Raw genomic sequence first — 22,365 nt, forward strand, 5'->3', positions numbered from 1 at the left:
AAAGGGCCGCGCATCCACCACTGCCGAGAGCATCGCTGAACCTCATGCGAGTCGCCGTCGCTTCCGATCACGCCGCCGTGTCGCTGAAGGCGACGCTTGTCGCCTGGCTGCGCGAGGCCGGGCATGATGTGCTGGACCTCGGGCCCGACACCGACGCGCGGGTCGATTATCCCGATTACGGATACAAATTGGCCGAAGCGGTCGCCGCGGGTAAGGCCGAGCGCGGGATCGCGCTGTGCGGTTCGGGCATCGGCATTTCGATCGCGGTGAACCGCAATCCCGCGCTGCGCTGTGCGCTCGTGTCCGATCCGCTCGCCGCCGCTTTGTCGCGCGAGCATAATGACGCCAATGCCATCGCGCTTGGTGCCCGCCTGATCGGCGAGGACATGGCCAAGGCCTGCGTCACCGCCTTCCTCGACACCGCCTTTGCCGGCGGCCGCCACGCCCCCCGCGTCGACAAGCTCGGCGCGCCTGATTTCCAGAAGGAGCCAGCATGAGCACCAACCCAACCACGCTGAACGAGGTTCAGACGCCTTATGCTGTCGAGGGCGGCTTCTTCACCCGCGGTCTCGCCGATGCTGATCCCGCGGTGTTCGCCGGTGTCGAGCATGAGCTGGACCGTGAGCAGACTCAGATCGAGCTGATCGCGTCCGAGAACATCGTCTCCAAGGCGGTGCTGGAGGCGCAGGGCTCGGTCTTCACCAACAAGTACGCCGAGGGCTATCCCGGCAAGCGTTACTATCAGGGCTGCCACCCGTCCGATGAGGTGGAGCAGCTCGCGATCGATCGCGCGAAGCAGCTGTTCAACTGCGGCTTTGCGAATGTGCAGCCGCACTCGGGCGCGCAGGCGAATGGCGCGGTGATGCTGGCGCTGGTGAAGCCGGGCGACACGATCATGGGCCTCAGCCTCGATTCGGGCGGGCACCTGACGCACGGCGCGCGCGCGGCGATGAGCGGCAAGTGGTTCAACGCCGTGCAATATGGCGTCACGCCGGACACGCACCTGATCGATTATGACGCGGTCGAGCGTCAGGCGATCGAGACACAGCCCAAGCTGATCATCACCGGCGGTTCGGCCTATCCGCGCCACATCGATTTCGCCCGCTTCCGCGCGATCGCGGACAAGGTCGGTGCGTTCTTCATGGTCGACATGGCGCATTTCGCGGGCCTCGTCGCTGGCGGCGTCCATCCGACCCCGTTCGGCCATGCGCATGTCGTCACCACCACGACGCACAAGACGCTGCGTGGCCCCCGTGGCGGCATGATCCTGACCGATGACGAAGCGATCGCGAAGAAGATCAACTCGGCGGTGTTCCCGGGGCTCCAGGGTGGCCCGCTGATGCATGTCATCGCCGCCAAGGCAGTGGCGTTCGGCGAGGCGCTGCAGCCGGAGTTCAAGAGCTATGCCGCCGCAGTGGTGGAAAACGCCAAGGTGCTGGCGGCAACACTGAAGGAGCGCGGTGCGGCGATTGTGTCCGGCGGCACCGACACGCATCTGGCGCTGGTCGACCTCACCCCGCTCGGCGTCACCGGCAAGGATGCGGACGAGGCGCTGGAGCGTGCCGGCATCACCTGCAACAAGAACGGCATCCCCAACGATCCGCTGCCGCCGGTGAAGACCAGCGGCATCCGCGTCGGCACCCCGGCGGGCACGACCCGCGGTTTCGGCACGGCCGAGTTCCGCGAGATCGGCAACATGGTCGCCGACGTGCTCGACGGTCTGGCCAAGAAGGGCGAGAAGGGCGATGCCGAGGTCGAGGCGGCCGTGCGGGAACGAGTTCGCGCGCTGTGCGCTCGTTTCCCCATCTACAAGTGAGGTGAACGTGTCCAAGATCGAGGAAGTCCAGACCACCGTCCAGAACACGCCGGGGCTCGGCAAGAAGATGGCCAAGTACGGCGCGATCGGCGCGGTCATCGCCATTCCGGTGCCGTTCGTCGGCCCGGTGCTGGGCGCGCTTGTCGGTGCCGGTGTCGCTTATGCCCGGCGGGACAAGATCTGATCCTGTCATCCTGCGTCCCTGTCGCGGCTGCGGCGGGGGCGTCCAACCAGAAGAGTTGAACGATGCGCTGCCCCTTCTGCGGCCATGATGCGAGCCAGGTGAAGGACAGCCGCCCGACCGACGATGGCGCCGCGATCCGCCGCCGTCGTCAGTGCGAGGGCTGCGCCGCGCGCTTCACCACCTTTGAACGCATCCAGCTGCGTGAGCTGACCGTGGTGAAGTCGGAGGATCGGCGCGAGCCGTTCGATCGCGAGAAGCTGCTGCGATCGATCGGGATCGCGGCGCGCAAGCGGCCGCTCGACGGCCTCGCCATCGAGCGGCTGGTCAGCGGCATCCAGCGCCAGCTGGAAACCAGCGGCGAGGCCGAGGTCACGTCCAAGCGGATCGGCGAAATGGTGATGGAGGCGCTGAAGGGCCTCGATTCGGTCGCCTATATCCGCTTCGCCAGCGTCTATCGCGATTTCAGCGAGGCGCGCGATTTCGAGGAGTTCGCCGGCACCGTGGAGGAAGCGGCGCGCGGCTGAGGCGCCCGAGCGCCGCTGCGATACTTGTCGAACGCGACCCTTGGCGGATAGGCGCAGCACCATGGCTTCTTTCCAACCCCCCGTCATCGTTCTCGTCCGTCCGCAACTGGGCGAGAATATCGGCAAGGCGGCGCGCGCGATGCTCAATTTCGGGCTGACCGAAATGCGCCTGGTGTCGCCGCGCGACGGCTGGCCCAATCCCGCCGCGGGCCCCGCCGCCTCGGGCGCGGACATCGTGCTGGCACAGGCCAGGGTGTTCGACAGCGTGGCGGAGGCGGTGACCGACTGCCCCAACGTCTATGCGACGACGGTGCGAAAGCGCGGGATCACCAAGCCGGTGGTAACGCCCGAACAGGCGGCGACCGACATGCGCGGCGCGGCGGGGCGCAGCGCGATCCTGTTCGGGCCGGAACGATCGGGGCTGGAAACCGACGACGTCGCGCTCGCCCGCACGATCCTGACGGTGCCGATCAATCCCGAATTCGGCAGCCTCAACCTCGCCCAGGCGGTGATCCTGGTCGCCTATGAATGGTCAAAGGGCGAGGCGCTCGCGTCACCGCCGGAAGTGACGCTCGATCCGCCCGCCCCGCAGGAGGAGCTGGAGGGGCTGATCGGCCAGCTAGATACGATGCTGGAACAGGCGAATTTCTTCTTTCCGCCCGATCGCACGCCGGCGACACGCCGCACGCTGCGGACGTTGCTGACCAAGCCGGCATGGACCAGCCAGGAAGTGCGCACCATGCGCGGCGTGCTGTCGGCGCTGGCGGGGGCGAAGGCGAAGCGCAGCAGCTGAGCTTCCGCGCCCTTCGTTCAGGTCAAAGGCGAACGAACAGCGTCAGTGAAGCGACGTGCGCCATGTCGACGCGGCGCCCGGACGCGTCGCGGGTCTGGTTGAGATATCCCGCCTCCAGCGTCGACGTGCCCGGCAGCGGGATTTCCAGCCCCACAAAGGTGCGCACCTGATCGAACCCGGTGACGCCGCCCCAATCGGCTGACTTCAGGCCGACAAAGCCCTCCACCGATCCCAGCGCCGCGACTCGCCTGGTGCCCGGCGCGAGCGGATACTCGAACCGCATCATCTGCCGCGCGCGCAGCGACATGCCGTCACCGTCGGAGCGCCAGCGCTGTTCCAGCCGGGTGCGCGATTGCACCTCCAGCTGGCCGATCTTGCCGACATTCCACGTCACTTGCTGGAACAACCGGTCCTCGCTGCGGTCGGGCCTGTTTTCCAGCGGCTCGATGACATGGGCATAGCCCTGATACACCGTCACCGCCGGCGAGATCTGATAGCCGATCGCCGGGCGCAGCAGCACCTGCGACAGCCGCGATACACCGTCCGTTACGCGCGGCTGCACCTCGGCGAAATATACCAGCGGTCCGGAAATGCGGCCCATCACCGTGGCATTGACCCACAGCGCCTCGTCGTGATTGGTCTGTGCCGCGACCGGCGCGGCGGCGATGGTGGTCAACAGGGCAAGGGCGAGGGTCGGGACAAGGATACGCGACATGGCGCGGTCTCTAGCCTCGCCCTCCGCAACTTGTCATGGTTCAACGCGCAACAGCAATAAAACGTCAGGAGAGAGTGGATGCCCGAATTTCGCATGATCGATACGGGCCGCGTACGGCTGCGTGTCGCGGTGGAAGGCGCGGGTCCATTGGTCCTGATGGTGCATGGCTTTCCCGAAAGCTGGTATTCGTGGCGGCATCAGCTGGGCCCCGTCGCGGCGGCCGGCTTCACCGCGGCGGCGATCGACGTGCGCGGCTATGGCCAGTCCGACCGGCCGGGGCTGGTCGAGGATTACGCCATGGAGCATCTGGTTTCCGACATAGCGGCCGTGGCCGACGCCTTTCAGCCTGACCCCGCCATCCTCGTCGGGCACGACTGGGGCGCGCCGCAGGTGTGGAATTCGGCACTGACCCGGCCGGAGCGGTTTCGCGCGGTGGCCGCGCTGTCGGTGCCTTATGCCGGCGTGCCGGCGCGGCCGTTCACCGAGGTGTTCCGGCAGGCCTTCACCAACAAGGGGCGCTTTTTCTACCAGGAATGGTTCCAGGAAGTGGGGCCGGCCGAGGAGGAGGCGCAGCGCGATGTGCGCGATTTCCTGCGCAAATTCTATTACGGTATTTCCGGCGACGCGCCCGATGGCACCTGGCCCAACAAGCCGGCCGGGTCGACGCTGCTCGACGGGATGGTCGATCCCGATCCTTTCCCGGCGTGGCTGACGCCGGCGGACCTCGATTATTATGTCGGTGAGTTCGTCCGCTCGGGTTTCTTCGGGCCGATCAGCCGTTACCGCAACCACGAGCGCGATTTCGCCTGGCTGCAGCCGTACAAGGATCGCCGGATCGAGCAGCCCGCGCTGTTCATCGGCGGCACCCGCGACCCCGCGACCACCTTGTTCGGGGCGGTGCCCGATCCAATCGCGCTGATGCGCCCGCATGTGCCGGGCGTCGAGGGCCATTTGCTCGAGGGCTGCGGCCATTGGACGCAGCAAGAGCGCCCCGATGTGGTCAATCGCCTGCTGGTGGAGTGGCTCGGCCGCCTCGGGTGACGCGGCGGATGGGGTGCGCGGGCGCGGCGGATCGGGGCGGGCGCGGTGCTGCGCGCGCTTGACCGGTCGATCACGCGCCGCCTGGGGCGCACGCTGTCTGCGCAGGGCTATGCCCAACTGGTCACGCTGGCGGTTCAGCTGGCGCTGGTCCCGGTGCTGCTTCGCGCCTGGGGAACGTCGCTGTACGGCGCGTGGCTGGTGCTGTCGGCCGTGCCCCTCTACCTCAGCTTCAGCGACTTCGGCCTGACGTTCGTCGCCAAGAACGCGATGGTCATGGCCGTCGCGGGCGGGCGGCGGGACGAGGCGCTGCGCATCTTCCACACGGTCTTTGCGCTACTGTGCGCATTGTTGCCGCCGCTGCTGATGGGGAGCGCTGCGCTGATCCTGTTGTTCGACCCTGACATGCTGCCAGGGCTGGCGGGGGTGGCGCCCGGCACCGCGCGAGCGGCGCTGCTGCTGCTGGCGCTGAACATGGCCGCCTACCAGCTGTTCCTGCTGGTCTGCGCCGGGATCAGGGCCGAGAATCGTCCGGCGAGCGAAGTAGCCTGGGCGGCGACGGCACGGCTGGGGGAAGGCGCGGCGATTGCCGGCGCCGCGCTGGCCGGTGGCGGGCTGGTGGCGGCGGCAGCCGCCATGGTCGCGATCAGGCTGCTGTTCCTTCTCGCCGCCTATCGCTGGCTGCGCGGCACCGCGGGCTGGCTGGCGCTGGGCTGGCGGGCGGCCGATCGCGCCACAGCGTCCGCGCTCTGGCGACCCGCGCTGGCGTACATGGCGATGCCGGTCGGCCACGCCCTGCTGCTGCAAGGGCCCGTGCTCGTCGCCGGCAGCCTGCTGGGTGCCGGCGCGACGGTGGCCCTTGCCACGACCCGCACGGTCGCGCGGCTCGGGACGGCCGCGATCAACATGATCAACAACAGCGTGGTCAGCGAATATGCCGCGCTTCACGGCAAGGGCGCGCGGGCGGCGGCATCCGTGCTGTTCCGCTGGCATGTTGGCGCAACGCTCGTCGCCACCTTTTGCTATGCCGCCGCCATCATCCTGCTCGCCCCCGCGGCGGTCGCGCTGCTGACGCATGATGCCGTCCGCGTCGCCGCGCCGTTCCTCCTGTGGCTGGTGCTGGCGGTGGTCGCCGAGATGATCTGGTCGGCGCTGTTCAGCCCGGTCGCAGCGATCAACCGCCACGCGCGGCTCGCGATCGGCTTCGCGGCACTCGCGCTCGCGGGCGTGGGTGCCGCCTGGCTGCTCGCGCCGTGCTACGGATTGAGCGGGATCGCCGGTGCGCTGGCGGCCGCGCATCTCGCAATGGTCGCGCTTTGCCTGTTCACGGGTCGGCGGCGGCATGGGTAACCCGCCGGGCCAAGGCCGCGCGCTGTTTGTCGGCATTGCCGCGCATGGCCATGGCGGGATCCAGGCGTTCAACCGTCGCGTCGCCGCGGCATTGGCCAGCCTTTCCGTGCCTGCCGACGTGGTGATGCGGGCGGACGAGGGCGACTGGCGCTTCGCCCGCAGGGCGCTTCGCCTGCTCCCCGCCTCCGACCTGCTGCTGATCGGCCATGTCAACCTGCTGCCGCTGGCTGCGCTTCACCGGCTGGTCCGCCCGCGCGGCCGGCGCATCCTGTTCGCGCACGGGATCGAGGTGTGGGGCGACCCCACCTATCGCGCGGTGCGTCGCTGGGAACCGGCGCTGTTGTCCCGCACGATCAGCCAGGTGGCGGTGGTGAGCGGCTATTCGCGCGATCGCATGGCCGCGGCGTTCGGGTTGCCCCATGCACGTTTCACGATCTTCCCCAACGCCGTGGATCTGCCACCGGATGCCCCGCCAGCACCGGGCAAGCGCGAGCGGCTGGTGCTGGCGGTCAGCCGACTGGGTGCGGCGGAGGGGGCGAAGAACCTCGATGCGCTGATCCGCGCCTTGCCGCTCATCCCCGACGCCCGGCTGATGATCGTAGGGGAGGGGCCGCTGCGCGATTCTCTGCGGCGGCTGGCCGAGATGCTGGGCGTCGCGGGGCGTGTCGACCTGCCCGGTGCGCTCGATCCTGCCGCGCTGGCGCATGCCTTTGCCGTCGCCAGCGTCTTTGCCCTTCCCTCTTCAAAGGAGGGATTCGGCATCGTCTATCTGGAGGCGTGGGCCGCTGGATTGCCGGTTGTCGGATCGTGCCACGGCGCGGCGGGGGAGGTGATCCGCGATGGCATCGATGGTTTCACGATCGATCCGGCGGACATAGCGGCGCTTGCCGAGCGGCTGCGTCGCCTGCTCGACGATCCCGCGCTCGCCCAGGCGATGGCCGCCGCCGGGCGCGCCCGAATCGCGCAGCATTATTCCGCGCCGGCGTTTGTCGCCAATCTCCGCGCGCTGATCGGCGCATAGTCCCGCCCACCGCCCGCTGCCGTCGCCCGTCGCGGCCGCCGCGCGACCAGCAGCAGCGCCCCGCCGACGATCAGGATGAAGGGAAAGCTGCGGCAGAAGAAGGCCAGCATGGTGCTCGCCTCGCGCTCTGCGAGGAAGGCGGTGGCAGCGAGCAGGAACACCCCCCAGACGTTGCCGGAGAGGCGCCCGCCCACGAGGTCGAGCAGGGTGAAGCTGATCGCGGCGGTGGCGCCCGGCAGCAGCAGCACGCCGGCCAGCCCGAACGCCGCCAGGCTGCTGGCGATCAGCCCGACGACCGGCCGCGCGATCGACCCCTTGGCGCGGAAGCCGTAATGCCAGGCGATCCGGTCTGGCGCGGTCACCAGCGATTTCCTGATCAGAAAGCCGGGCAGCAGCGCTTCCGCGGGATCGCGCCACAGGTCAGCGCTGCCCATCGTGCCGTGTTCCGCCAGCCCGCGCGCGACCTGGTCGATCGGCTGGATCATGGTGAAACGCTCGCTGTTCCAGGTCAGCGGGTGGACGTAGCTGTCGGTCCAGGCAAAGCGATAGCCGGTGGCGACCCGCGCCTGTGCTGCACTGAGCCGCGACGCGCTGAAGCCATGCGCGCGCAGCACGTCCCACGTCGCCGCGATCCGCGCCGTGCCACGCACGTCGGGATCGGTGCGCACGATCTGAATCGCGGGAAGGAGCAGGGCGAATATACAGGCGGCGGCGATACTGCCCGGCACCACCCAACGCCAGCGGACACGCCCGTTCAGCGCCACGAAGGCAAGCGCGACGACGAACAGGAAATCGAACAAGGTCCGCTTGGTGTTGTCGGCCAGCGTCAGCGCGAGGATCGTCGCCGCCATCGCTGCGAGGACCAGCCCGTGGCGTCGCTGGTCAGGGCGCCGGATGACGAGCGCCGCCTGCATTGCCGCGCCCAGCATCAGCAGCGGGTAGAAGGTGCCAAAGCCGCCAAATCCCCCAGCGGTGAAGCCGCCCGACACGGCGATCGCGCGAAACTGTGTCTGGAGGAGCAGGAACATCGCACCCAGCGCGAAGATCGGTACCGCGAACCGGCGCAGATTGGGTTCGTGCCCGGTCACGCGGCGCAGCGCGCGGGCGAAGCGGAGCGGCCGGCGCACCCCCTGGCTCAGCCCGTAGCCGATGGTGATCGAGCCGAAGCCGGCCAGAAGATAGGCGGCGGACAGATCCGGCACATGCAGGTTGGATTGCACCGGCTGCCCCGCCAGCGTCTTCACCACCAGGGCGCCCGTGCCGAAATAGACGGTCATGATCGCGTACAGGCCGTCGGACACCCGCCATCCGCCGCGCGTCAGCGGCAATAGCGCCGCGGCCGCGATCAGCAGCAGGATCGCCAGCAGCCAGACGTCGGCGCGCAGGGCGAGCTGCACGCCGCCAAGCCCAGCGAGCGCCAGCAGATATAGCCAGCCGAGCCCCCTCACGACCGTGCCCTCTCCTCCCTGTCTGTGCCCAGCCTAGGCAGCGCGCGGTCGCCCGTCGAGAGCATGATGAGCAAGCGCGGAACATGGTTAACCTGAATGATTGCGCGCGCTTCGCGCAGCCCCTAGCGTTCGTGTCGGGGAGCAGGGGGAACAGGGGCGATGACTCAGTCGCACGACGCGCGTGGCGCGCCGATGTGGGAGGGGGGCGCCAGCTTTCCGCTCCGCAACCGGCTGTATCGTGCCGGCTGGATCGTCGCTTGGCTGCTCTTGATCAGATGGACCCCGCCGCCGCTGCGCGCATGGCGCCGGCTGGTGCTGCGGGCATTCGGCGCGCAGGTCGCACCGACCGCCAATGTCTATGGCAGCGCCCGCATCTGGTCTCCGGCCAATCTGGCGATCGGCGATCATGCGACGATTGGGCCGGGCGCGCACATCTATTCGATGGGAAAGGTGACGATCGGGCGGTTCGCCATCGTCTCGCAACGCGCGCATCTGTGCGCCGGCACGCACGATAGCGAGGATCCCGCCTTCACGCTCCACACACGGCCGATCATCGTCGGCGCGCGCGCCTGGGTCGCGGCCGAGGCGTTCGTCGGCCCCGGCGTTACCGTCGGCGAGGGTGCGGTGCTCGGCGCGCGGGGCTGTGCCTTCGCCGATCTGGCGCCCTGGACCGTTTATCGCGGCAATCCTGCGGCCGCGATCCGAGCGCGCACGATCCGCTTCGCGGAGGCTGCATGACCCGCGTGCTGCGGATCATCACGAGCGCCGACCCGCGCGCCGGCGGCCCTATCGAGGGCGCGCGCCGGCTGGGCGAAGTGTGGGCGCGGCAGGGACATCGGCAGGACCTGCTGACGCTCGATCCGCCGGACGAATTTCACTTGCCGGATTACCCGGGCGCAATCGTGCCGCTCGGCCCGCCGCGCGGCCGCAATCCGCGGCAGCTGTATCGCTATTCGCCCGCGATGGTCCCCTGGCTGCAGCGCCATGCGCGGGGCTATGACGCGGTGATCGTCTCGGGCCTGTGGCGCTATGGCGCGCGCGGCGCGGCGCAGGCGCTGGCCGGCGGGCCCGTGCCCTATTTTGTCTTTCCGCATGGCATGCTCGACCCATGGTTTCGCCGGACGATGCCGCTCAAGCATCTCGGCAAACAGCTGAGCTGGTGGTGGGCGGAAGGTCCGCTGCTGGCCGGCGCGCGTGCTGTGCTGTTCACCACGGAGGAGGAACGACGGCGGGCGGAGGGCGGGTTCCGGCCGTGGCGCATGAATGCGGTGATCACGCCTTATGGCACGGCGGACTTGGCGGGGGATCCGGCCACGCAGATCCAAGCGTTTCGCCAGCAGATCCCAGCGCTGGGCCAGCGCCCCTTTCTGCTGTTTCTTGGCCGCATCCACCGCAAGAAGGGGTGCGACCTGCTGGTGGAGGCGTTCGCCACGATCGCGCGGCGTGACCCCGGCATCGACCTGGTGATCGCCGGCCCCGACGAGGCGGCGCTGGTCGCCGGGCTTCGCGACCGCGTTGCCCGGCTGGGCATCCGCGACCGCGTCCATTTTCCGGGCATGCTCTCGGGCGCCGCAAAGGCGGGCGCCCTGCGCGCAGCGGCGGCGTTCGTGCTGCCGTCACATCAGGAGAATTTCGGGATCGCCGTGGCGGAGGCGCTGGCCGCCGGCACGCCAGTGCTGGTGAGCGATCAGGTCGCGATCTGGCGCGAGATCCTGGCCGATGGCGCCGGGATGGTGGCCCCGGCCACTGCCGCCGATACGGCGACGATGCTGTCCCGATTTTGCGCGCTTCCTGTCCGCCAGCGAAGCGTGATGGGGCGGCGCGCGCGCCATTGCTTCGCCACCCGCTTTCGTATTGAGGCTGCGGCCGATCACCTCCTGCAGCTGATCGATCAGCACCGCGCCTGACGCACGCCTGTCCTACATCTACCTGCCCGCTGTAGAACATAGCACGAACAACAGGAGGCGTGCGATGGTCGCGGAAGTGGAAGTACCAGCGGGGTTCGTCCCGCAATATGCGGTGGCGTTCGGTGCCGTCGATGGGCCCGCGGTGGCGGTACAGGCGGACAATCCGTTGCCGGTGCACGCGGTGCGCCGCCCGGCGCAGTCTGCGCCGCTCGCGGCACGATCGTGAGCAGCGCCATCGTAGGGCCATTCGTGCCGGAGCTGGATCGGCCCATCTGGCTGAGCCTGTCCGGCCAATGGCAGGGGCAGGTCGACTTCCTCCGCTCGGCCGATGGCGGGGCAACCATGCTGCCGCTGACGATCGCCGGTGAGCGCTGGGGACGGTTTGTCGGCGGCACCAACGAGGCGGTGGCGGACGAGAGCGAGGCGGGCGCGACCTATTATCTTGCCGTCACGCTGCTGGGTGGCGCGCTGACCTATCGGGTGGCGCAATGAGCGGCCCGGACCTGATCGCGCGCGGCCTGGCGGTGCAGGCGCGGGCGACCCAGCGCGCCGCCGCGCGGCATGCGCGATTGCTTCGTGCGGCGGACAGCGCGCAGGGGCGCAACCCGGCGACCGCGCCGCCCTGGCTCGCGCCGCCAGCCTATGCGCCGGGCAGCGCCTATGCGCCGGGGCAGGTCGTCGCGCATGCGGGCGCCTGGTACATGTGCGGGATCGGCGGGGTGGCCCCCGCGACTGGCCCCGGACCGACCGGGCGGCACCATGGGCAATATCTCCCCGACGGAACGGGCGGCCTCTACTGGACCTGCCTTGGCGGGGCGCGGCATCCCGATGCGGCCGATGGCGCCCCAGTGGTCACGCTGCTGACCAGCAATCCCGCGCTCGGCGCCAACTGGCTGCCCGCGCTCGTCCCCGGCGCTTACGCTGTGCGCGGCGCGCGCCCGGTGCCGCTGCGCGCCAGTTTCTGGTCGCTGGAAACGCTGGAAGCGAAGCCGGATATGATGACGTGCGCGGGGGCCTCGGTCGCCTTTGACAGCGATGCCGATCGACTGGCGCTCTTCCTTCCCGCCAATTCGGCGCAGCTGCGCGTGCTGGTGGAGGAGCGGTATCTCCATCCCGGCAGCATCGTGATCGGAGGCCAGGATCAGTGGCTGATGATCGACTGGACGATGAGCAGCGGCCGCCGGATGCGCCGGTACGAGCTCGAAACCGGCAAGAGCGCGGCGCAGTTCGGCTGCGCGCAGACCGGCACCGCGGCGACGGTCACCGCGGCGCCGGCATCGGACCCGCGCCTGGTGGTGATCGGCGACAGCTATAATGCCGGCTCGTCCTATGGCCCGTGGCTGGCCGGCGGGTCGATCGCACAGCTGCTGGGCAAGCGGCTCGGCTGGCGTGACACCTGGAACCTGTCGGTCGGCGGGACGGGTTATTGCAACACGGGTGCGGGCCTGCGCACCTTTGTCGATCGCGTCCCGCAGGCGCTGGCGCTTCGGCCGGATGCGGTGCTCGTGATGGGATCGACCAATGACGTTGGCTATTCACCCGCGACGGTGGAGGCGGCGGCCGTGGCCATGCTGCGCGCGTTGCGTGGCGGCACGCCCGCGCCGATCATTGTCGTGGGCGTGCCGTCGATCAATCTGCCTGGGGCGCGTGCGACGGAGCAGGCACTCGCCGCCGCCGTCGCCGCTATCGTCGACCCGCTGACGTTCTTCGTCCCGGTCACCACCGCCACGCCGCCTTGGGTGCTCGGCGGCTGGAACAATGCCGTCGGGGTGCCGTCCGGCACCGCCAATGCAGCGCTCTACATCGCCGGGGATGACGTCCATCCGCCGGAAATCGGCTATGATTATTATGCGCAGCGGATCGAACAGGCGATCCGCGCGCAGGTGCTACCCGCCCTGGCCGCCGGATAGCCGGCCGACGCGTGCGCCGGCCGCTCCCGGTCAGCGCACGCGCATGCCGCGAAAGGTCTTGCCGTCCACGGCGAGGAAGTAATTGCCCATCACGCCCTTGCGGATGCGGATCGCCTCGCCCTGCTTGGGCGGGAAGGGCATCGGATCGGTGGTCACCCACACGGCTCCCGATTCATCGCCCAGCCGGATCTCGACGCGATTGTTCGCCAGCGATCGCGTGCTCGCCACGGTGGTATTCACCTCAGCGAAGTCCTCCTTCTGATCCTTTTCATCGGGCTCACCGAACAGGTCGATGCGCGGCAGCGTGAACCCGAACAGCGAGCGGCGTGCCTTTCGCACGTCGGTCCGGTCGACGATCCGCACGTCTTTCGCCTTCACCGCCTGCTCCAGCGCCGCTGCGGCGGAATCGAAACAGGCGAGCCGCTGCGCAGGGTCGGCCTGCGTCCGGCATTGCGCGAAGGATTGTAGCACGCGCTCCCCCGCGGCGTCCTGCCCGGCCGCGCTTGCAGTTCCTGCAATCATCATGGCGCCTGCGCCCGCCATCACAATGCCCCACCCTGCCATTTTGCATCTCCCAAACCCTGATTGGGGATAGAGTGTGTCGCTAAAACGGACAAGGCAGACACTAAACTGTTGCCTTCCTGTTACACATGCGCCGCAATGTTGCAGTTGCGCAGAGCAAACATTGCGGCACGATGAATAGCGTTCTAGCCCCTGACCTATGTGGGTCGATCTTGGTCGATTGCACATTGGGAATGCCGCAAAACCGGGTTGGACCGGGGCAACAAAAAGGGAAAAATGCATGCGCACAAATCTTCGTTCGCGCCTGTTGACGACGACGCTGTTCGTCGGCGCCGTGATGGCGTCGGGCACCGCGTTCGCGCAGGACGCCGATCCCGCCAATCAGCCGAAGACTGGTATCCAGAGCAACGATCCTGCTGCGCCTGCTGCCGGGATTTCGAGCCAGGACGCTGCTCCCCCGGCTTCTGAGAACACCACCGGCGACATCGTCGTCACCGGCACCCTGATCCGCAACCCCAACCTTGTGGCATCCAGCCCGATTACCGTCGTCGGCCAGGAAGAGCTGAGCCTGCGTCAGACCAACACCGCCGAGCAGGTCCTGCGCGACCTCCCGGGCAACGTTGCGTCGATCGGTTCGGCCGTGAACAACGGCAACGGCGGTTCATCGTACGCCGACCTTCGTGGTCTCGGCTCGTTCCGTAACGTCGTCCTGCTCGACGGCAGCCGCATCGCCCCCTCGGGCCTCGTCGGCCGCGTCGACCTCAACAACATCCCGCTCGCCCTCGTCGAGCGCGTTGACTCGCTGATCGGCGGCGCCGCCACCACCTACGGCGCCGACGCCGTGTCGGGCGTCATCAACTTCATCACCCGCTCCGACTTCTCGGGCATCGAGGCGAACGTCTCGAACCAGATCACCGAGCGTGGCGATGGCGCCTACTTCCGTGCCGACCTCACCATCGGTGCCAACATGGACGACGGCCGCGGCAACGTGGTTCTGTCGGTTGGCTACCAGCAGGCCGACCCCGTCTATCAGGGCGATCGCGACTTCTCGATCCTCGCGCTGAACTCCTTCACGCCGAACAATCTGGCCCTCGCCGGCTCGGGCACCGCGGTCCCCTCGTCGATCTCCGGCACGCGCCCGATCGACCCGGCAACCGGTCTGCCCAGCACGGATCCGGCTGTCGCCAACGGCGGCCTGCGCCAGATCGATCCGACCACGGGCCGCGCAGTGACGGCGTACGCGCCGTACAACTTCAGCCCGTTCAACATCTTCCAGACGCCGTTTGAGCGCTACAACATCTACGGTGCTGGCCGCTACGAACTGGCGGACAACATCGAAGTGTACAGCCGCGGCCTGTTCTCGAAGAACACCGTTGAGACGATCATCGCACCGTCGGGCGCGTTCGGCGTGCCTGTCGCTGTGCCGCTGTCCAACCCGTACCTGCCGACCGCGCTGCGCAACCAGCTTTGCGCCTTCAACGCTGCGCCGGTCGTCAATGGTGTCGTGACCGGCTACGTCCCGCGCTTCACGGCCGCCGAGTGCGCCGCTGCCGCGGTTGCGACCGACCCGAACGATCCGAACTTCCGCACCGCGAACATCAACGTGTCGCGTCGTACCCCGGAAGTCGGTCCGCGTGTCGGCCGCTACACCACGACGATCTTCGACTATAAGGCGGGCATCCGTCTCGGCATCACCGACTCGATCAACCTCGACGTGTCGGGCGCCTATGGTGAGTCGGAGCTCGACAACACCTCGCAGAACTACACGCTGAACTCGCGCTTCGCGGCTGCGGCCTATGCGACCAGCACGACGGCCTGCCTTGCCTCGGGTCCGGGGCGTCCGGCGACCGCGGCATCGATCGGCGCAGGCTCGGGCTGCGTTCCGGTCAATCTCTTCGGTCCGGAAGGCTCGATCACGCCGGATCAGACGCGTTACCTGACGGCGGAAAGCACCACCACGATCCGCACTACGTTGACGCAGGCACGTGCGCTTCTGTCGGGCGATCTCGGCTTCTCCAGCCCCTGGGCGGCTGAGCCGATCGGCTTTGCGGCTGGCGCGGAATATCGTGAGTACCAGGCCTCGCAGCGCGCCGATTCGCTCGCTCAGGCGAACGACCTCGGTGGTGCCGGCGGCGCCTCGCCGAACATCGACGGCGGTTACAAGGTGTATGAGGGCTACGGCGAAATCATCGCGCCGCTCGTCGCCGACGTCCCGGGCTTCCGCAGCCTGACCCTCGAAGCTGGCATCCGTTACTCCAGCTACGAGATCAAGACGCCGACCGCGCCGAAGTTCGACACCACGACCTGGAAGGCCGGCGGTAGCTGGGAGCCGTTCGACGGCCTCAAGATCCGCGGTAACTACCAGCGCGCGGTTCGTGCGCCGAACATCAGCGAGCTGTTCTCGCCGCTGAACACCGTGCTGACCAACCTGGGCACCGATCCGTGCGCAGGCTCGGCACCGGTGACCAACGCCGCGCTGCGCGCCGTCTGCCTTGCGCAGGGTGCACCCGCCGGCACGATCGGTTCGATCCAGGATCCGACCTCGGGTCAGGCCAATATCACCACCGGTGGTAACCTGAACCTGCGTCCGGAAACGTCGAACTCGTACACCATCGGCGCCGTGATCCAGCCGAACCAGATCCCTGGTTTCTCGGTCTCGTTCGACTATTACAACATCAAGGTTGACGGCGCGATCACCACGCCGACCGTGGGCGACCTCATCAGCGCCTGCTTCGACAGCCTGAGCCCGACCAACCCGGCCTGCACCAGCATCCGCCGTAACTCGGTCACCGGCGGCCTCGACGGTCTCCCGGCGCTCGCACCGGGTCTGTTCGGCGTGCTGTCGAACCTGGGTGTCCTGAAGACCGACGGCATCGACCTCAACGTCAACTACCGTCGTGACCTGGGCTTTGCGAAGCTGAACCTCAGCTTCCAGGGCAACTGGACCAACCGGTCGCAGTTCCAGGCGACGCCGACCTCGATCAATCGTGAGTGCGTCGGCTTCTACTCGGTCAACTGCTCGTACACCGGTTCGCTGCAGCCGGAGTTCTCGTGGAACACCCGCGCGACCTTCGGCTTCGAGAACGTCGACTTCTCGGTGTTGTGGCGTCACATCGACGGTTTCCGTCAGGAGCCGCTGGATGCGCAGGAGCGTGCCTTCTGGACGGGTCCGGTCCCGAGCCTGGGTGGCGGTACTTACGACTTCACGCGCATCAAGTCGGCGGACTATATCGATCTCGCCACCCGCGTGGGCGTGACCGACAACTTCGACTTCACGCTGACCGTCACCAACCTGTTCGACAAGGACCCGCCGATCGTCGGATCGAGCGCCGGTTCCACGTCGTTCAACAGCGGCAACACCTATCCGTCGACCTTCGACGCGCTGGGCCGCCGCTATGCGATCGGTGCACGTCTGAAGTTCTGATCCCCGCGATCAGACCGAAACAAGGGAAGGGGCAGGCCGAAAGGCCGGCCCCTTTTCTTTTGTCAGCGCGACGCGGGCGGCAGCGCCAAGAATGAGGGCCATCGATCAAGCTCAGCCCATAATCGCCGGTGAGGATCCCCTGGGAAAAGATTACGTAAAAGAAGTGCTTGCGCTCAATTGACAGTCTTCGTGAAACCGGTTCTACTTCGCTCAACGGTACATGATCCTGTCCGCTGTACTATTCGCCGCTATCGCGAAGGTGTTTCGCCCGGCCCCGTCCTTCGGGCCGCGGCTAGCATGACAGGCTCCCGTGCTGACAACCGCCGGAACGGTGCGGCCGCCCGGCACGCATCCTTGCGAAAGGAATGGTTCGTTGCTGACCCTCTTGCTTACCCTCCTCGTCGCCGCTCCCGGCCAAGTGCCTGACAAGCCAAGCAAGCGCGAAGTGGCGGAACGCTCTGCCGATCCCGCGGACAAGGTGATCTGCAAGCGGTTCCAGCGGATCGGCACGCTCGTTGGCACGGAGCGCGTGTGCAAGACGAAGCGTGATTGGGATCGTGAGCGCGACGCCCTTCGCCAGCAAGGCAATGGGGGGGCGTGCGGCGTCTCGGGTGCCCCGGGCGGTTGCTGACACCCAGCTGCCCCATCCTGCAGCGGCCAGAAGCGAAGGGAATGATCGATGCTGACCCTCTTGCTTACCCTCCTCGTCGCCGCTCCCGGCCAGGTGCCTGACAAGCCAAGCAAGCGCGAAGTGGCGGAGCGCTCTGCCGATCCCGCGAACAAGATGATCTGCAAGCGGTTCCAGCGGATCGGCTCGCTGGTCGGGACCAACCGTGTCTGCAAGACGAAGCGGGATTGGGATGTCGAGCGCGAGGCTCTTAATCAGTGGAGCCCAGCAATCTCGTGCCGGCCCTCGGATGTGACCGGACGCTGCTGAACGCCGCCGCGTGCGGCTCGCGCCGGCGGGGCCCGCGCTGGTCCTAGCCCACCCAACCTCAACCGTGATCGCGGTCGGGCGCCCGCGCCGGGTGACGGTCAGCCGATTAGCGGCGCCGGTGCGTCCAGCGTGATCCCCGCGGATTGTGCGACCGCCGCCGCCCATTCGGCGACCTTGTGGATCTCGTCGGCATGGACCGCGGCGGCATCACGATGTTCCGCATCGCGCTCCGCTGTCCCGAATGCCTCGCCCGACTTGGAATGCCGCGTGAAGGCCGGCCCACGTGCCACCGCCTGCGCCTCCTCGGCGCTCAGCGACCGGCGGAACAGCGTGCCCAGCTGCGCCATTGCGGCAGCGGGATCGGCCAGCAACCGGCTGCTGTCGAGCGTCCGCACCCGCGCCGCGCCATAGCGGTCGACCATCCCGGCATACAGCTGCTGCTGCGCCAGCCAGCCGAGCGCCGCCACCTGCAGGTCGGTCTGCTCGAGATAGTCGCGCGTCGAAAAGCCCAGCTGGACCATATTGTCGTCCAGCATCCCGGTCAGCAGCGTGCGAACCCAGCGCCGCCCATCGATCCCCTTCTTGGCGATCGAGGCGAGATAGGTACGCAGCGGCGCATACATCATGATGGCGCAGGCATCGGGCCGTAGCGCCAGGATCGCTGGCGCAAGCGCGTTGATGACGGTCGACGGCTTCACCACCACCGTCTCGCCCGGCGCGAAGGGGCGTGCGAGCAGCGTCAAGACGTTGTCCAGCACGCTCGCCATGTCGGGGCCTTGGCCACCACGGCGGCGCCAGCCCACCATGTCGTTCAGGATCATCGGCTCCTTCAGCCCCATGGCCCAGCCTGGTCGATCGACCGCGCGCGACAGCAACGTCGAACAGCAATAGCCGGAGTGGAACAGGAAGTGGATCGGCGCCGCCTGTGGCCCGGTCGCCATCACATGATCCCGCCGCAGCACCACCGGGTTCAGCCCGGCGGGCAAATGATCGTCGATGAGGAAGGTGGTCGCACGATGCATGTCGCGGGGAACAGGAATGAAATGGATGGCATCGTGACCGGGATCATAGCGATGCGGGAGCCATTGCGGGTCGCGCGCGATCCCGATGAAGTCTGTCGAAGAAGCAAGTGCAGCCGTCATGATCCGGCTGATGTGGGCTGAAACAAGGTTAGTTGTCTAGCACGGGCCCTGTGATTATGCGTTGGTCGTGCAACAGGCAGCAATACAACAAATGATCAGCCGCGCGATGGCTGCCCAACAGGCAGGTCGGCAGGGCGAGGCGGTGGCGTTGTTTCACGAACTGCTGGATCGCGCGGGCGAACAGCCGCTTGCCCTGAACGCACTCGGCATGGATGCGCTCGGTCGCCGGGACTTTGCGTCAGCCGCCGCCTTCTTCGATCGGGCCATTGCCGCGGACCCGCGCGCGCCGGAATTGCAGATGAACCTTGCCAAGGCCTATCGCGAGGCGGGCGATGTCGCGGGAGAGGAACGGGCGCTGCTCGGCGCACTGGCGGTCGACCAGACGCACTTCATGGCTTTGGTCCGGCTGGCCGAACTGCACGAGCGCACGGGCGATCTGCGGCGCGCGGCGGAACGCTGGTCCAACGTGCTGGCGGTTGCCGCAGGCATTGCGGAACGCTCGCCGGCGCTGGAGATGATGCTGGAACATGCACGCGAGGTCGTGGCGCGGCAGCATGCAAGCTTCGCCGACGCGCTCGACAGCGGGCTCGCTGCGGCGCGCGCGGCGGCCGGTCCGTCGGGCCGGCGGCGCTTCGACGCCTGTGTCGATCATGTGCTGGGCCGCCGGCGGATTTACGCCAATGAATGTCACGGTCTGCACTTTCCCTTTCTGCCCGCCGACGAGTTCTTTGACCGCGCGCATTTCCCGTGGCTGGGGGAGATCGAGGCTGAGACCGACGTGATCCGTGCCGAGCTCGAAGCCGTGCTGGCCGAGGATGCGGCGCCGATCCGCCCCTATGTGGCGATGGAGCCGGGCACACCGCAGAACAAATGGTCGACGCTTGATCGATCGCTCGCCTGGGGCGCGATGCACCTGTGGAAGGACGGCAAGCGCGACGATGCCGTCTGCGCCCGCTTCCCGCGCACTGCCGCGGCGGTCGAGCGGCTGCCGCTCAGCGACCTACCGGGACGCACACCGACGGTGTTCTTCTCCCTGCTCAAGCCCGGCACGCATCTCCCCGCGCATACCGGCGTCAGCAATGTGCGCACGATCATCCATCTGCCGTTGATCGTGCCCGAGGGGTGCGAATTCCGCGTCGGTGGCGAAACGCGCCGTTGGGAAGAGGGCAAGGCCTGGGCGTTCGACGACACGATCGATCACGAGGCGTGGAATCGCTCGGATCAGATGCGCGCGATCCTGATCTTCGATGTGTGGAACCCGTACATTACGGCGGAGGAGCGCGACTTGCTGCGCGCCTTCTACGCGCTTGCCGATGAGTCGGATACGGCACCGACGGCGGCGATGCAGATCGGCGACTGATCAGCCGCGCGCGTGGCGCACCTGCGCATCGCGCGATCAGAAGATGCCGAGGAACTTCTTGCGCTGTTCCTTGCCCGGCTTCTCCTTGCCCTTTTCGTCCTTTGCCGTCGTGCCGCGGCCCACGTCGTCGCGCTTCTCGCCCTTGGTCGTGCGCTGCGCCGCCGCGGTTGCGCCGGCCAGCACCGGGCCGCACGCGGCCGACTTCGCGTCGCCGATGTCGACAAAGGCTAGCACCCCGGCGAGCGGTGCGGCCGCTACGGCAAGGCCGAGCCCGGCGCCTGCGCGGGCGAGCAGGTCCGGGCTGATCACGCTCAGCGCCGGCGCGGAGAAATAGCCAGCTAGGCCGACTGGCGACTGACCGGAAAACAGGCTGAACTTCTTGGCATCGGCGCGGACCGCCAGATCGACCGCCTCGGTGCGGAAGCTGAAGCCGCCCCGGCCCAGGATCACGTTCTTGCGCGTATCGATCAGGATCGGGTCGGCGGCTGCGATGCCGTTGCGCACGCTGAACGCCACCAGCCCGCAGTTGATGCTGACCGGCTCCTTCAGCTTGCCGGCGAACATCTTCTGCACGAACGTGCCGATGTCGAGCTCCGCCAGCTGCACGTTGCGCGTCCACAAGGCGCCCTGCGGCATGATGAAGGCGATTCGCCCGCTCGACGTCGCCAGCGAATCGGCGATCGAATCACCGCGCCCGTTCAGCTGGACACGGCCCTTGATCGTCCCCGTGGTGCCCGCTTCGGACACGCCCCAGCCAGCGAACAGCCGCCCCATCGGCGTCGGCGCGAGGCGGAAATCGTATTTCACCGCGCTCGGCCGCTGGCGCGTGTCGAACACGATGTCGCTCGACACATTGCCGCGCGACATTGAGAAGCTGAACGGCGACAGCGCCAGCCGCCCGCGATCGAGATCGAGCGTCAGTTCCATGTTGGAAATCGGCACCTTGCGCGACTTCACCTGATCGACCGTCCAGACGAGGTCGGCATCAAACGTCCGCATCTTCTCGACCGGCATGTCATCGTCCGGCAGCAGCTTGCGCGGGCCGGAGCCGGTGGCGGCCGCTGCGGCGACCGCGCCCTTGGTTTCGACGATGTCGGGATTGTAGCCGACCAGAACCGACGCATCGACGATATCGAGGCTGCGCGTGCGGATCACCGAATCGAGGTGCAGCCGCTCGCCATTCGTTACCGTCAGCTTGCCCGCAACGTCGCTCTCGCCAACGGTGCCGGCGATATTGGTGAAGCGATAGACCTCGCCATCCTTCACCATCCGGCCCTTCAGCGCATAGCGCCGCGTTTCCGGCAGGACGACGCCGATGATGCCGAGCAGTTCGGACAGGTCACGCCCGCGCGCCCGCGTCTCCAGCGGCACCTTCTCGATCTCGGCGAGCGAGGGAAGCGTGCCTGACACGTCGACTACATTGTTCGCCGCCCAGGCGCGCGCGGTCAGCTTGTTCTCGCCGCGGTTCACCGTTGCGTCGGGCGACAGCAATTGCGCGGTGACTCGGAACGGCGTGTCGCGGATCCGCCCGGTGCCACCGACCCGCACCGACTTGCCGATCTGCGCATCTTCCGAGCGGATATCCTCGATCCCGAGGTCCGCGAGCAGCCGCATGCGGGGATCGAGATAGCGCACGCTCGTGCCGCGCACCGTCGCCACGTCGATGCGGGGAAAGTCGAACGGTTCGCCTCCCTTCTTCTCGCTGAAGGTCTAGGTGTTCGTCGTGTGCCCGGCGTTCCACTCCAGGTCCGCTGCGCCATTCTCCAGGTCGAGCCAATAGAGCCGCCGCTTGCCGAACAGCAGCGACAAGGGAGCGATGCGCGTGTCGATCCTGTCCGCGCGGAACAGATAGGGCCGCGTTGCCCAGGCCGGATTGGCGATGGTGAAGCGCTCGGCGTAAAATTTGATCCTGAGCGGCGCGAAATACAGCTGGAAATCGCCGCCGACGCGGACCTCGCGGTTGGTCATCCGCCCGACGATCGTTTCGAACGGCCCCTTCAGGAACCGGCCCTTGGTGATGAACAGCACCAGCCAGATGAGCGCGGGTACGGCGAGGATGGCGATGATCGTGTTGCGCAGGATATGGCGCCGCCGCCGCGGGTCGCGCGGGCCGGTGTCGGGCGGGGTCTTCGCCGTGGACAGCGCGGGCTGCCCATCACGCTTCGTCGCCATGTCCATGAAAGCGGGAATCGCATGGCGCACGCGTTGGTTGCATTTCGCCGGTCCGCCCGCTATGCGCCCCGCTTCTTCCCAGCGAGGTGAAAAGAATCGCCC

Annotated in this window: 23 protein-coding genes; 17 read left to right on the forward strand and 6 right to left on the reverse strand. The window is 67.8% G+C overall.

Annotated elements, in window-relative coordinates:
* Nucleotides 1–44: 44 nt before the first annotated feature.
* From rpiB to CA236_RS09500, 5 genes are all read left to right on the forward strand, one after another.
* Nucleotides 45–497, forward strand: a complete 453-nt coding sequence (gene rpiB, locus CA236_RS09485) for a ribose 5-phosphate isomerase B (protein WP_046407939.1) — start codon at nucleotides 45–47, stop codon at nucleotides 495–497.
* Nucleotides 494–1,816: a serine hydroxymethyltransferase gene (gene glyA, locus CA236_RS09490; protein ID WP_046407940.1), complete on the forward strand. Its 1,323-nt coding sequence runs from the start codon at nucleotides 494–496 to the stop codon at nucleotides 1,814–1,816. Before rpiB ends, glyA begins: the two co-directional genes overlap by 4 nt.
* Nucleotides 1,817–1,823: 7 nt before the next feature.
* Nucleotides 1,824–2,000, forward strand: a complete 177-nt coding sequence (locus CA236_RS18755) for a hypothetical protein (protein WP_164518900.1) — start codon at nucleotides 1,824–1,826, stop codon at nucleotides 1,998–2,000.
* A 62-nt stretch (nucleotides 2,001–2,062) separates the two neighbouring features.
* Nucleotides 2,063–2,524 (forward strand): transcriptional regulator NrdR, encoded by a 462-nt coding sequence (nrdR, locus tag CA236_RS09495; RefSeq protein WP_125945407.1) that lies wholly within the window; start codon nucleotides 2,063–2,065, stop codon nucleotides 2,522–2,524.
* 61 nt (nucleotides 2,525–2,585) lie between these two features.
* The gene (locus CA236_RS09500; RefSeq protein ID WP_125945408.1) at nucleotides 2,586–3,317 is read left to right on the forward strand and encodes a TrmH family RNA methyltransferase; all 732 of its coding nucleotides are present in this window, start codon (nucleotides 2,586–2,588) and stop codon (nucleotides 3,315–3,317) included.
* A gap of 22 nt (nucleotides 3,318–3,339) precedes the next feature.
* Here CA236_RS09500 and CA236_RS09505 read toward each other — a convergent pair whose 3' ends face one another.
* Complete coding sequence (locus CA236_RS09505; RefSeq protein ID WP_125945409.1) at nucleotides 3,340–4,032, reverse strand: DUF2490 domain-containing protein; 693 nt, start codon at nucleotides 4,030–4,032, stop codon at nucleotides 3,340–3,342.
* A gap of 78 nt (nucleotides 4,033–4,110) precedes the next feature.
* Between CA236_RS09505 and CA236_RS09510 the strand changes: the two genes are divergently transcribed.
* From CA236_RS09510 to CA236_RS09520, 3 genes are read left to right on the forward strand one after another with little or no spacing between them, the layout of a single operon-like run.
* A complete protein-coding gene (locus CA236_RS09510) occupies nucleotides 4,111–5,073 on the forward strand; it encodes an alpha/beta hydrolase (RefSeq protein ID WP_046407945.1) in 963 nt (320 codons plus the stop codon).
* A gap of 45 nt (nucleotides 5,074–5,118) precedes the next feature.
* On the forward strand, nucleotides 5,119–6,420 hold the full coding sequence (locus CA236_RS09515) for a teichoic acid transporter (protein WP_125945410.1): 1,302 nt from the start codon (nucleotides 5,119–5,121) through the stop codon (nucleotides 6,418–6,420).
* Nucleotides 6,413–7,441, forward strand: a complete 1,029-nt coding sequence (locus tag CA236_RS09520) for a glycosyltransferase family 4 protein (protein WP_125945411.1) — start codon at nucleotides 6,413–6,415, stop codon at nucleotides 7,439–7,441. The genes CA236_RS09515 and CA236_RS09520 overlap by 8 nt, the downstream gene beginning before the upstream one ends.
* Here the strand turns inward: CA236_RS09520 and CA236_RS09525 are convergent.
* Nucleotides 7,390–8,889 (reverse strand): hypothetical protein, encoded by a 1,500-nt coding sequence (locus CA236_RS09525; protein ID WP_125945412.1) that lies wholly within the window; start codon nucleotides 8,887–8,889, stop codon nucleotides 7,390–7,392. The genes CA236_RS09520 and CA236_RS09525 overlap by 52 nt on opposite strands.
* A gap of 159 nt (nucleotides 8,890–9,048) precedes the next feature.
* On the opposite strand from CA236_RS09525, the gene CA236_RS09530 reads away from it, so the two are divergent.
* The 5 genes from CA236_RS09530 to CA236_RS09545 all read left to right on the forward strand — a co-directional run bounded on the left by CA236_RS09530 (nucleotide 9,049) and on the right by CA236_RS09545 (nucleotide 12,706).
* On the forward strand, nucleotides 9,049–9,627 hold the full coding sequence (locus CA236_RS09530; RefSeq protein WP_125945413.1) for a putative colanic acid biosynthesis acetyltransferase: 579 nt from the start codon (nucleotides 9,049–9,051) through the stop codon (nucleotides 9,625–9,627).
* Nucleotides 9,624–10,796, forward strand: coding sequence for a glycosyltransferase (locus CA236_RS09535; protein ID WP_125945414.1), 1,173 nt, complete (start codon nucleotides 9,624–9,626; stop codon nucleotides 10,794–10,796). The genes CA236_RS09530 and CA236_RS09535 overlap by 4 nt, the downstream gene beginning before the upstream one ends.
* 64 nt (nucleotides 10,797–10,860) lie before the next feature.
* Complete coding sequence (locus CA236_RS18760) at nucleotides 10,861–11,022, forward strand: hypothetical protein (protein WP_164518901.1); 162 nt, start codon at nucleotides 10,861–10,863, stop codon at nucleotides 11,020–11,022.
* On the forward strand, nucleotides 11,019–11,288 hold the full coding sequence (locus tag CA236_RS09540) for a hypothetical protein (RefSeq protein WP_125945415.1): 270 nt from the start codon (nucleotides 11,019–11,021) through the stop codon (nucleotides 11,286–11,288). The genes CA236_RS18760 and CA236_RS09540 overlap by 4 nt, the downstream gene beginning before the upstream one ends.
* On the forward strand, nucleotides 11,285–12,706 hold the full coding sequence (locus tag CA236_RS09545; RefSeq protein WP_125945416.1) for an SGNH/GDSL hydrolase family protein: 1,422 nt from the start codon (nucleotides 11,285–11,287) through the stop codon (nucleotides 12,704–12,706). Before CA236_RS09540 ends, CA236_RS09545 begins: the two co-directional genes overlap by 4 nt.
* Nucleotides 12,707–12,736: 30 nt before the next feature.
* On the opposite strand, the gene CA236_RS09550 is transcribed toward CA236_RS09545, so the two are convergent.
* On the reverse strand, nucleotides 12,737–13,270 hold the full coding sequence (locus CA236_RS09550) for a hypothetical protein (RefSeq protein WP_164518902.1): 534 nt from the start codon (nucleotides 13,268–13,270) through the stop codon (nucleotides 12,737–12,739).
* A gap of 238 nt (nucleotides 13,271–13,508) precedes the next feature.
* Between CA236_RS09550 and CA236_RS09555 the strand changes: the two genes are divergently transcribed.
* From CA236_RS09555 to CA236_RS09565, 3 genes are all read left to right on the forward strand, one after another.
* Nucleotides 13,509–16,652, forward strand: a complete 3,144-nt coding sequence (locus tag CA236_RS09555) for a TonB-dependent receptor (RefSeq protein WP_052742443.1) — start codon at nucleotides 13,509–13,511, stop codon at nucleotides 16,650–16,652.
* Nucleotides 16,653–17,025: 373 nt separating this feature from the next.
* Entirely contained in the window at nucleotides 17,026–17,283 is a 258-nt protein-coding gene (locus CA236_RS09560) for a hypothetical protein (protein WP_125945418.1), read from the forward strand.
* Between the two features lie 48 nt (nucleotides 17,284–17,331).
* Entirely contained in the window at nucleotides 17,332–17,589 is a 258-nt protein-coding gene (locus CA236_RS09565) for a hypothetical protein (RefSeq protein ID WP_125945419.1), read from the forward strand.
* Between the two features lie 98 nt (nucleotides 17,590–17,687).
* Here the strand turns inward: CA236_RS09565 and CA236_RS09570 are convergent, their stop codons facing one another.
* Entirely contained in the window at nucleotides 17,688–18,731 is a 1,044-nt protein-coding gene (locus CA236_RS09570; RefSeq protein WP_125945420.1) for a hypothetical protein, read from the reverse strand.
* Nucleotides 18,732–18,837: 106 nt separating this feature from the next.
* Between CA236_RS09570 and CA236_RS09575 the strand changes: the two genes are divergently transcribed.
* A complete protein-coding gene (locus tag CA236_RS09575; protein ID WP_241212593.1) occupies nucleotides 18,838–20,091 on the forward strand; it encodes an aspartyl/asparaginyl beta-hydroxylase domain-containing protein in 1,254 nt (417 codons plus the stop codon).
* Nucleotides 20,092–20,127: 36 nt separating this feature from the next.
* On the opposite strand, the gene CA236_RS09580 is transcribed toward CA236_RS09575, so the two are convergent.
* Nucleotides 20,128–21,741, reverse strand: a complete 1,614-nt coding sequence (locus CA236_RS09580) for an AsmA family protein (RefSeq protein WP_346962766.1) — start codon at nucleotides 21,739–21,741, stop codon at nucleotides 20,128–20,130.
* Nucleotides 21,742–21,801: 60 nt separating this feature from the next.
* Nucleotides 21,802–22,269 (reverse strand): AsmA family protein, encoded by a 468-nt coding sequence (locus tag CA236_RS19335; protein ID WP_346962767.1) that lies wholly within the window; start codon nucleotides 22,267–22,269, stop codon nucleotides 21,802–21,804.
* Nucleotides 22,270–22,365: the final 96 nt, after the last annotated feature.

This window comes from Sphingomonas sp. ABOLG (genome assembly GCF_003950435.1).
GTDB lineage: Bacteria > Pseudomonadota > Alphaproteobacteria > Sphingomonadales > Sphingomonadaceae > Sphingomonas > Sphingomonas panaciterrae.

Bases quoted from the DNA above. Each gene is read 5' to 3' on its own strand.
- rpiB (WP_046407939.1), top strand. From the start codon at position 45: ATGCGAGTCGCCGTCGCTTCCGATCACGCCGCCGTGTCGCTGAAGGCG.
- glyA (WP_046407940.1), top strand. From the start codon at position 494: ATGAGCACCAACCCAACCACGCTGAACGAGGTTCAGACGCCTTATGCT.
- nrdR (WP_125945407.1), top strand. From the start codon at position 2,063: ATGCGCTGCCCCTTCTGCGGCCATGATGCGAGCCAGGTGAAGGACAGC.
- CA236_RS09500 (WP_125945408.1), top strand. From the start codon at position 2,586: ATGGCTTCTTTCCAACCCCCCGTCATCGTTCTCGTCCGTCCGCAACTG.
- CA236_RS09505 (WP_125945409.1), bottom strand. From the start codon at position 4,032: ATGTCGCGTATCCTTGTCCCGACCCTCGCCCTTGCCCTGTTGACCACC.
- CA236_RS09510 (WP_046407945.1), top strand. From the start codon at position 4,111: ATGCCCGAATTTCGCATGATCGATACGGGCCGCGTACGGCTGCGTGTC.
- CA236_RS09520 (WP_125945411.1), top strand. From the start codon at position 6,413: ATGGGTAACCCGCCGGGCCAAGGCCGCGCGCTGTTTGTCGGCATTGCC.
- CA236_RS09530 (WP_125945413.1), top strand. From the start codon at position 9,049: ATGACTCAGTCGCACGACGCGCGTGGCGCGCCGATGTGGGAGGGGGGC.
- CA236_RS09535 (WP_125945414.1), top strand. From the start codon at position 9,624: ATGACCCGCGTGCTGCGGATCATCACGAGCGCCGACCCGCGCGCCGGC.
- CA236_RS18760 (WP_164518901.1), top strand. From the start codon at position 10,861: ATGGTCGCGGAAGTGGAAGTACCAGCGGGGTTCGTCCCGCAATATGCG.
- CA236_RS09545 (WP_125945416.1), top strand. From the start codon at position 11,285: ATGAGCGGCCCGGACCTGATCGCGCGCGGCCTGGCGGTGCAGGCGCGG.
- CA236_RS09550 (WP_164518902.1), bottom strand. From the start codon at position 13,270: ATGGCAGGGTGGGGCATTGTGATGGCGGGCGCAGGCGCCATGATGATT.
- CA236_RS09555 (WP_052742443.1), top strand. From the start codon at position 13,509: ATGCGCACAAATCTTCGTTCGCGCCTGTTGACGACGACGCTGTTCGTC.
- CA236_RS09565 (WP_125945419.1), top strand. From the start codon at position 17,332: ATGCTGACCCTCTTGCTTACCCTCCTCGTCGCCGCTCCCGGCCAGGTG.
- CA236_RS09570 (WP_125945420.1), bottom strand. From the start codon at position 18,731: ATGACGGCTGCACTTGCTTCTTCGACAGACTTCATCGGGATCGCGCGC.
- CA236_RS09575 (WP_241212593.1), top strand. From the start codon at position 18,838: ATGGCTGCCCAACAGGCAGGTCGGCAGGGCGAGGCGGTGGCGTTGTTT.
- CA236_RS19335 (WP_346962767.1), bottom strand. From the start codon at position 22,269: ATGGACATGGCGACGAAGCGTGATGGGCAGCCCGCGCTGTCCACGGCG.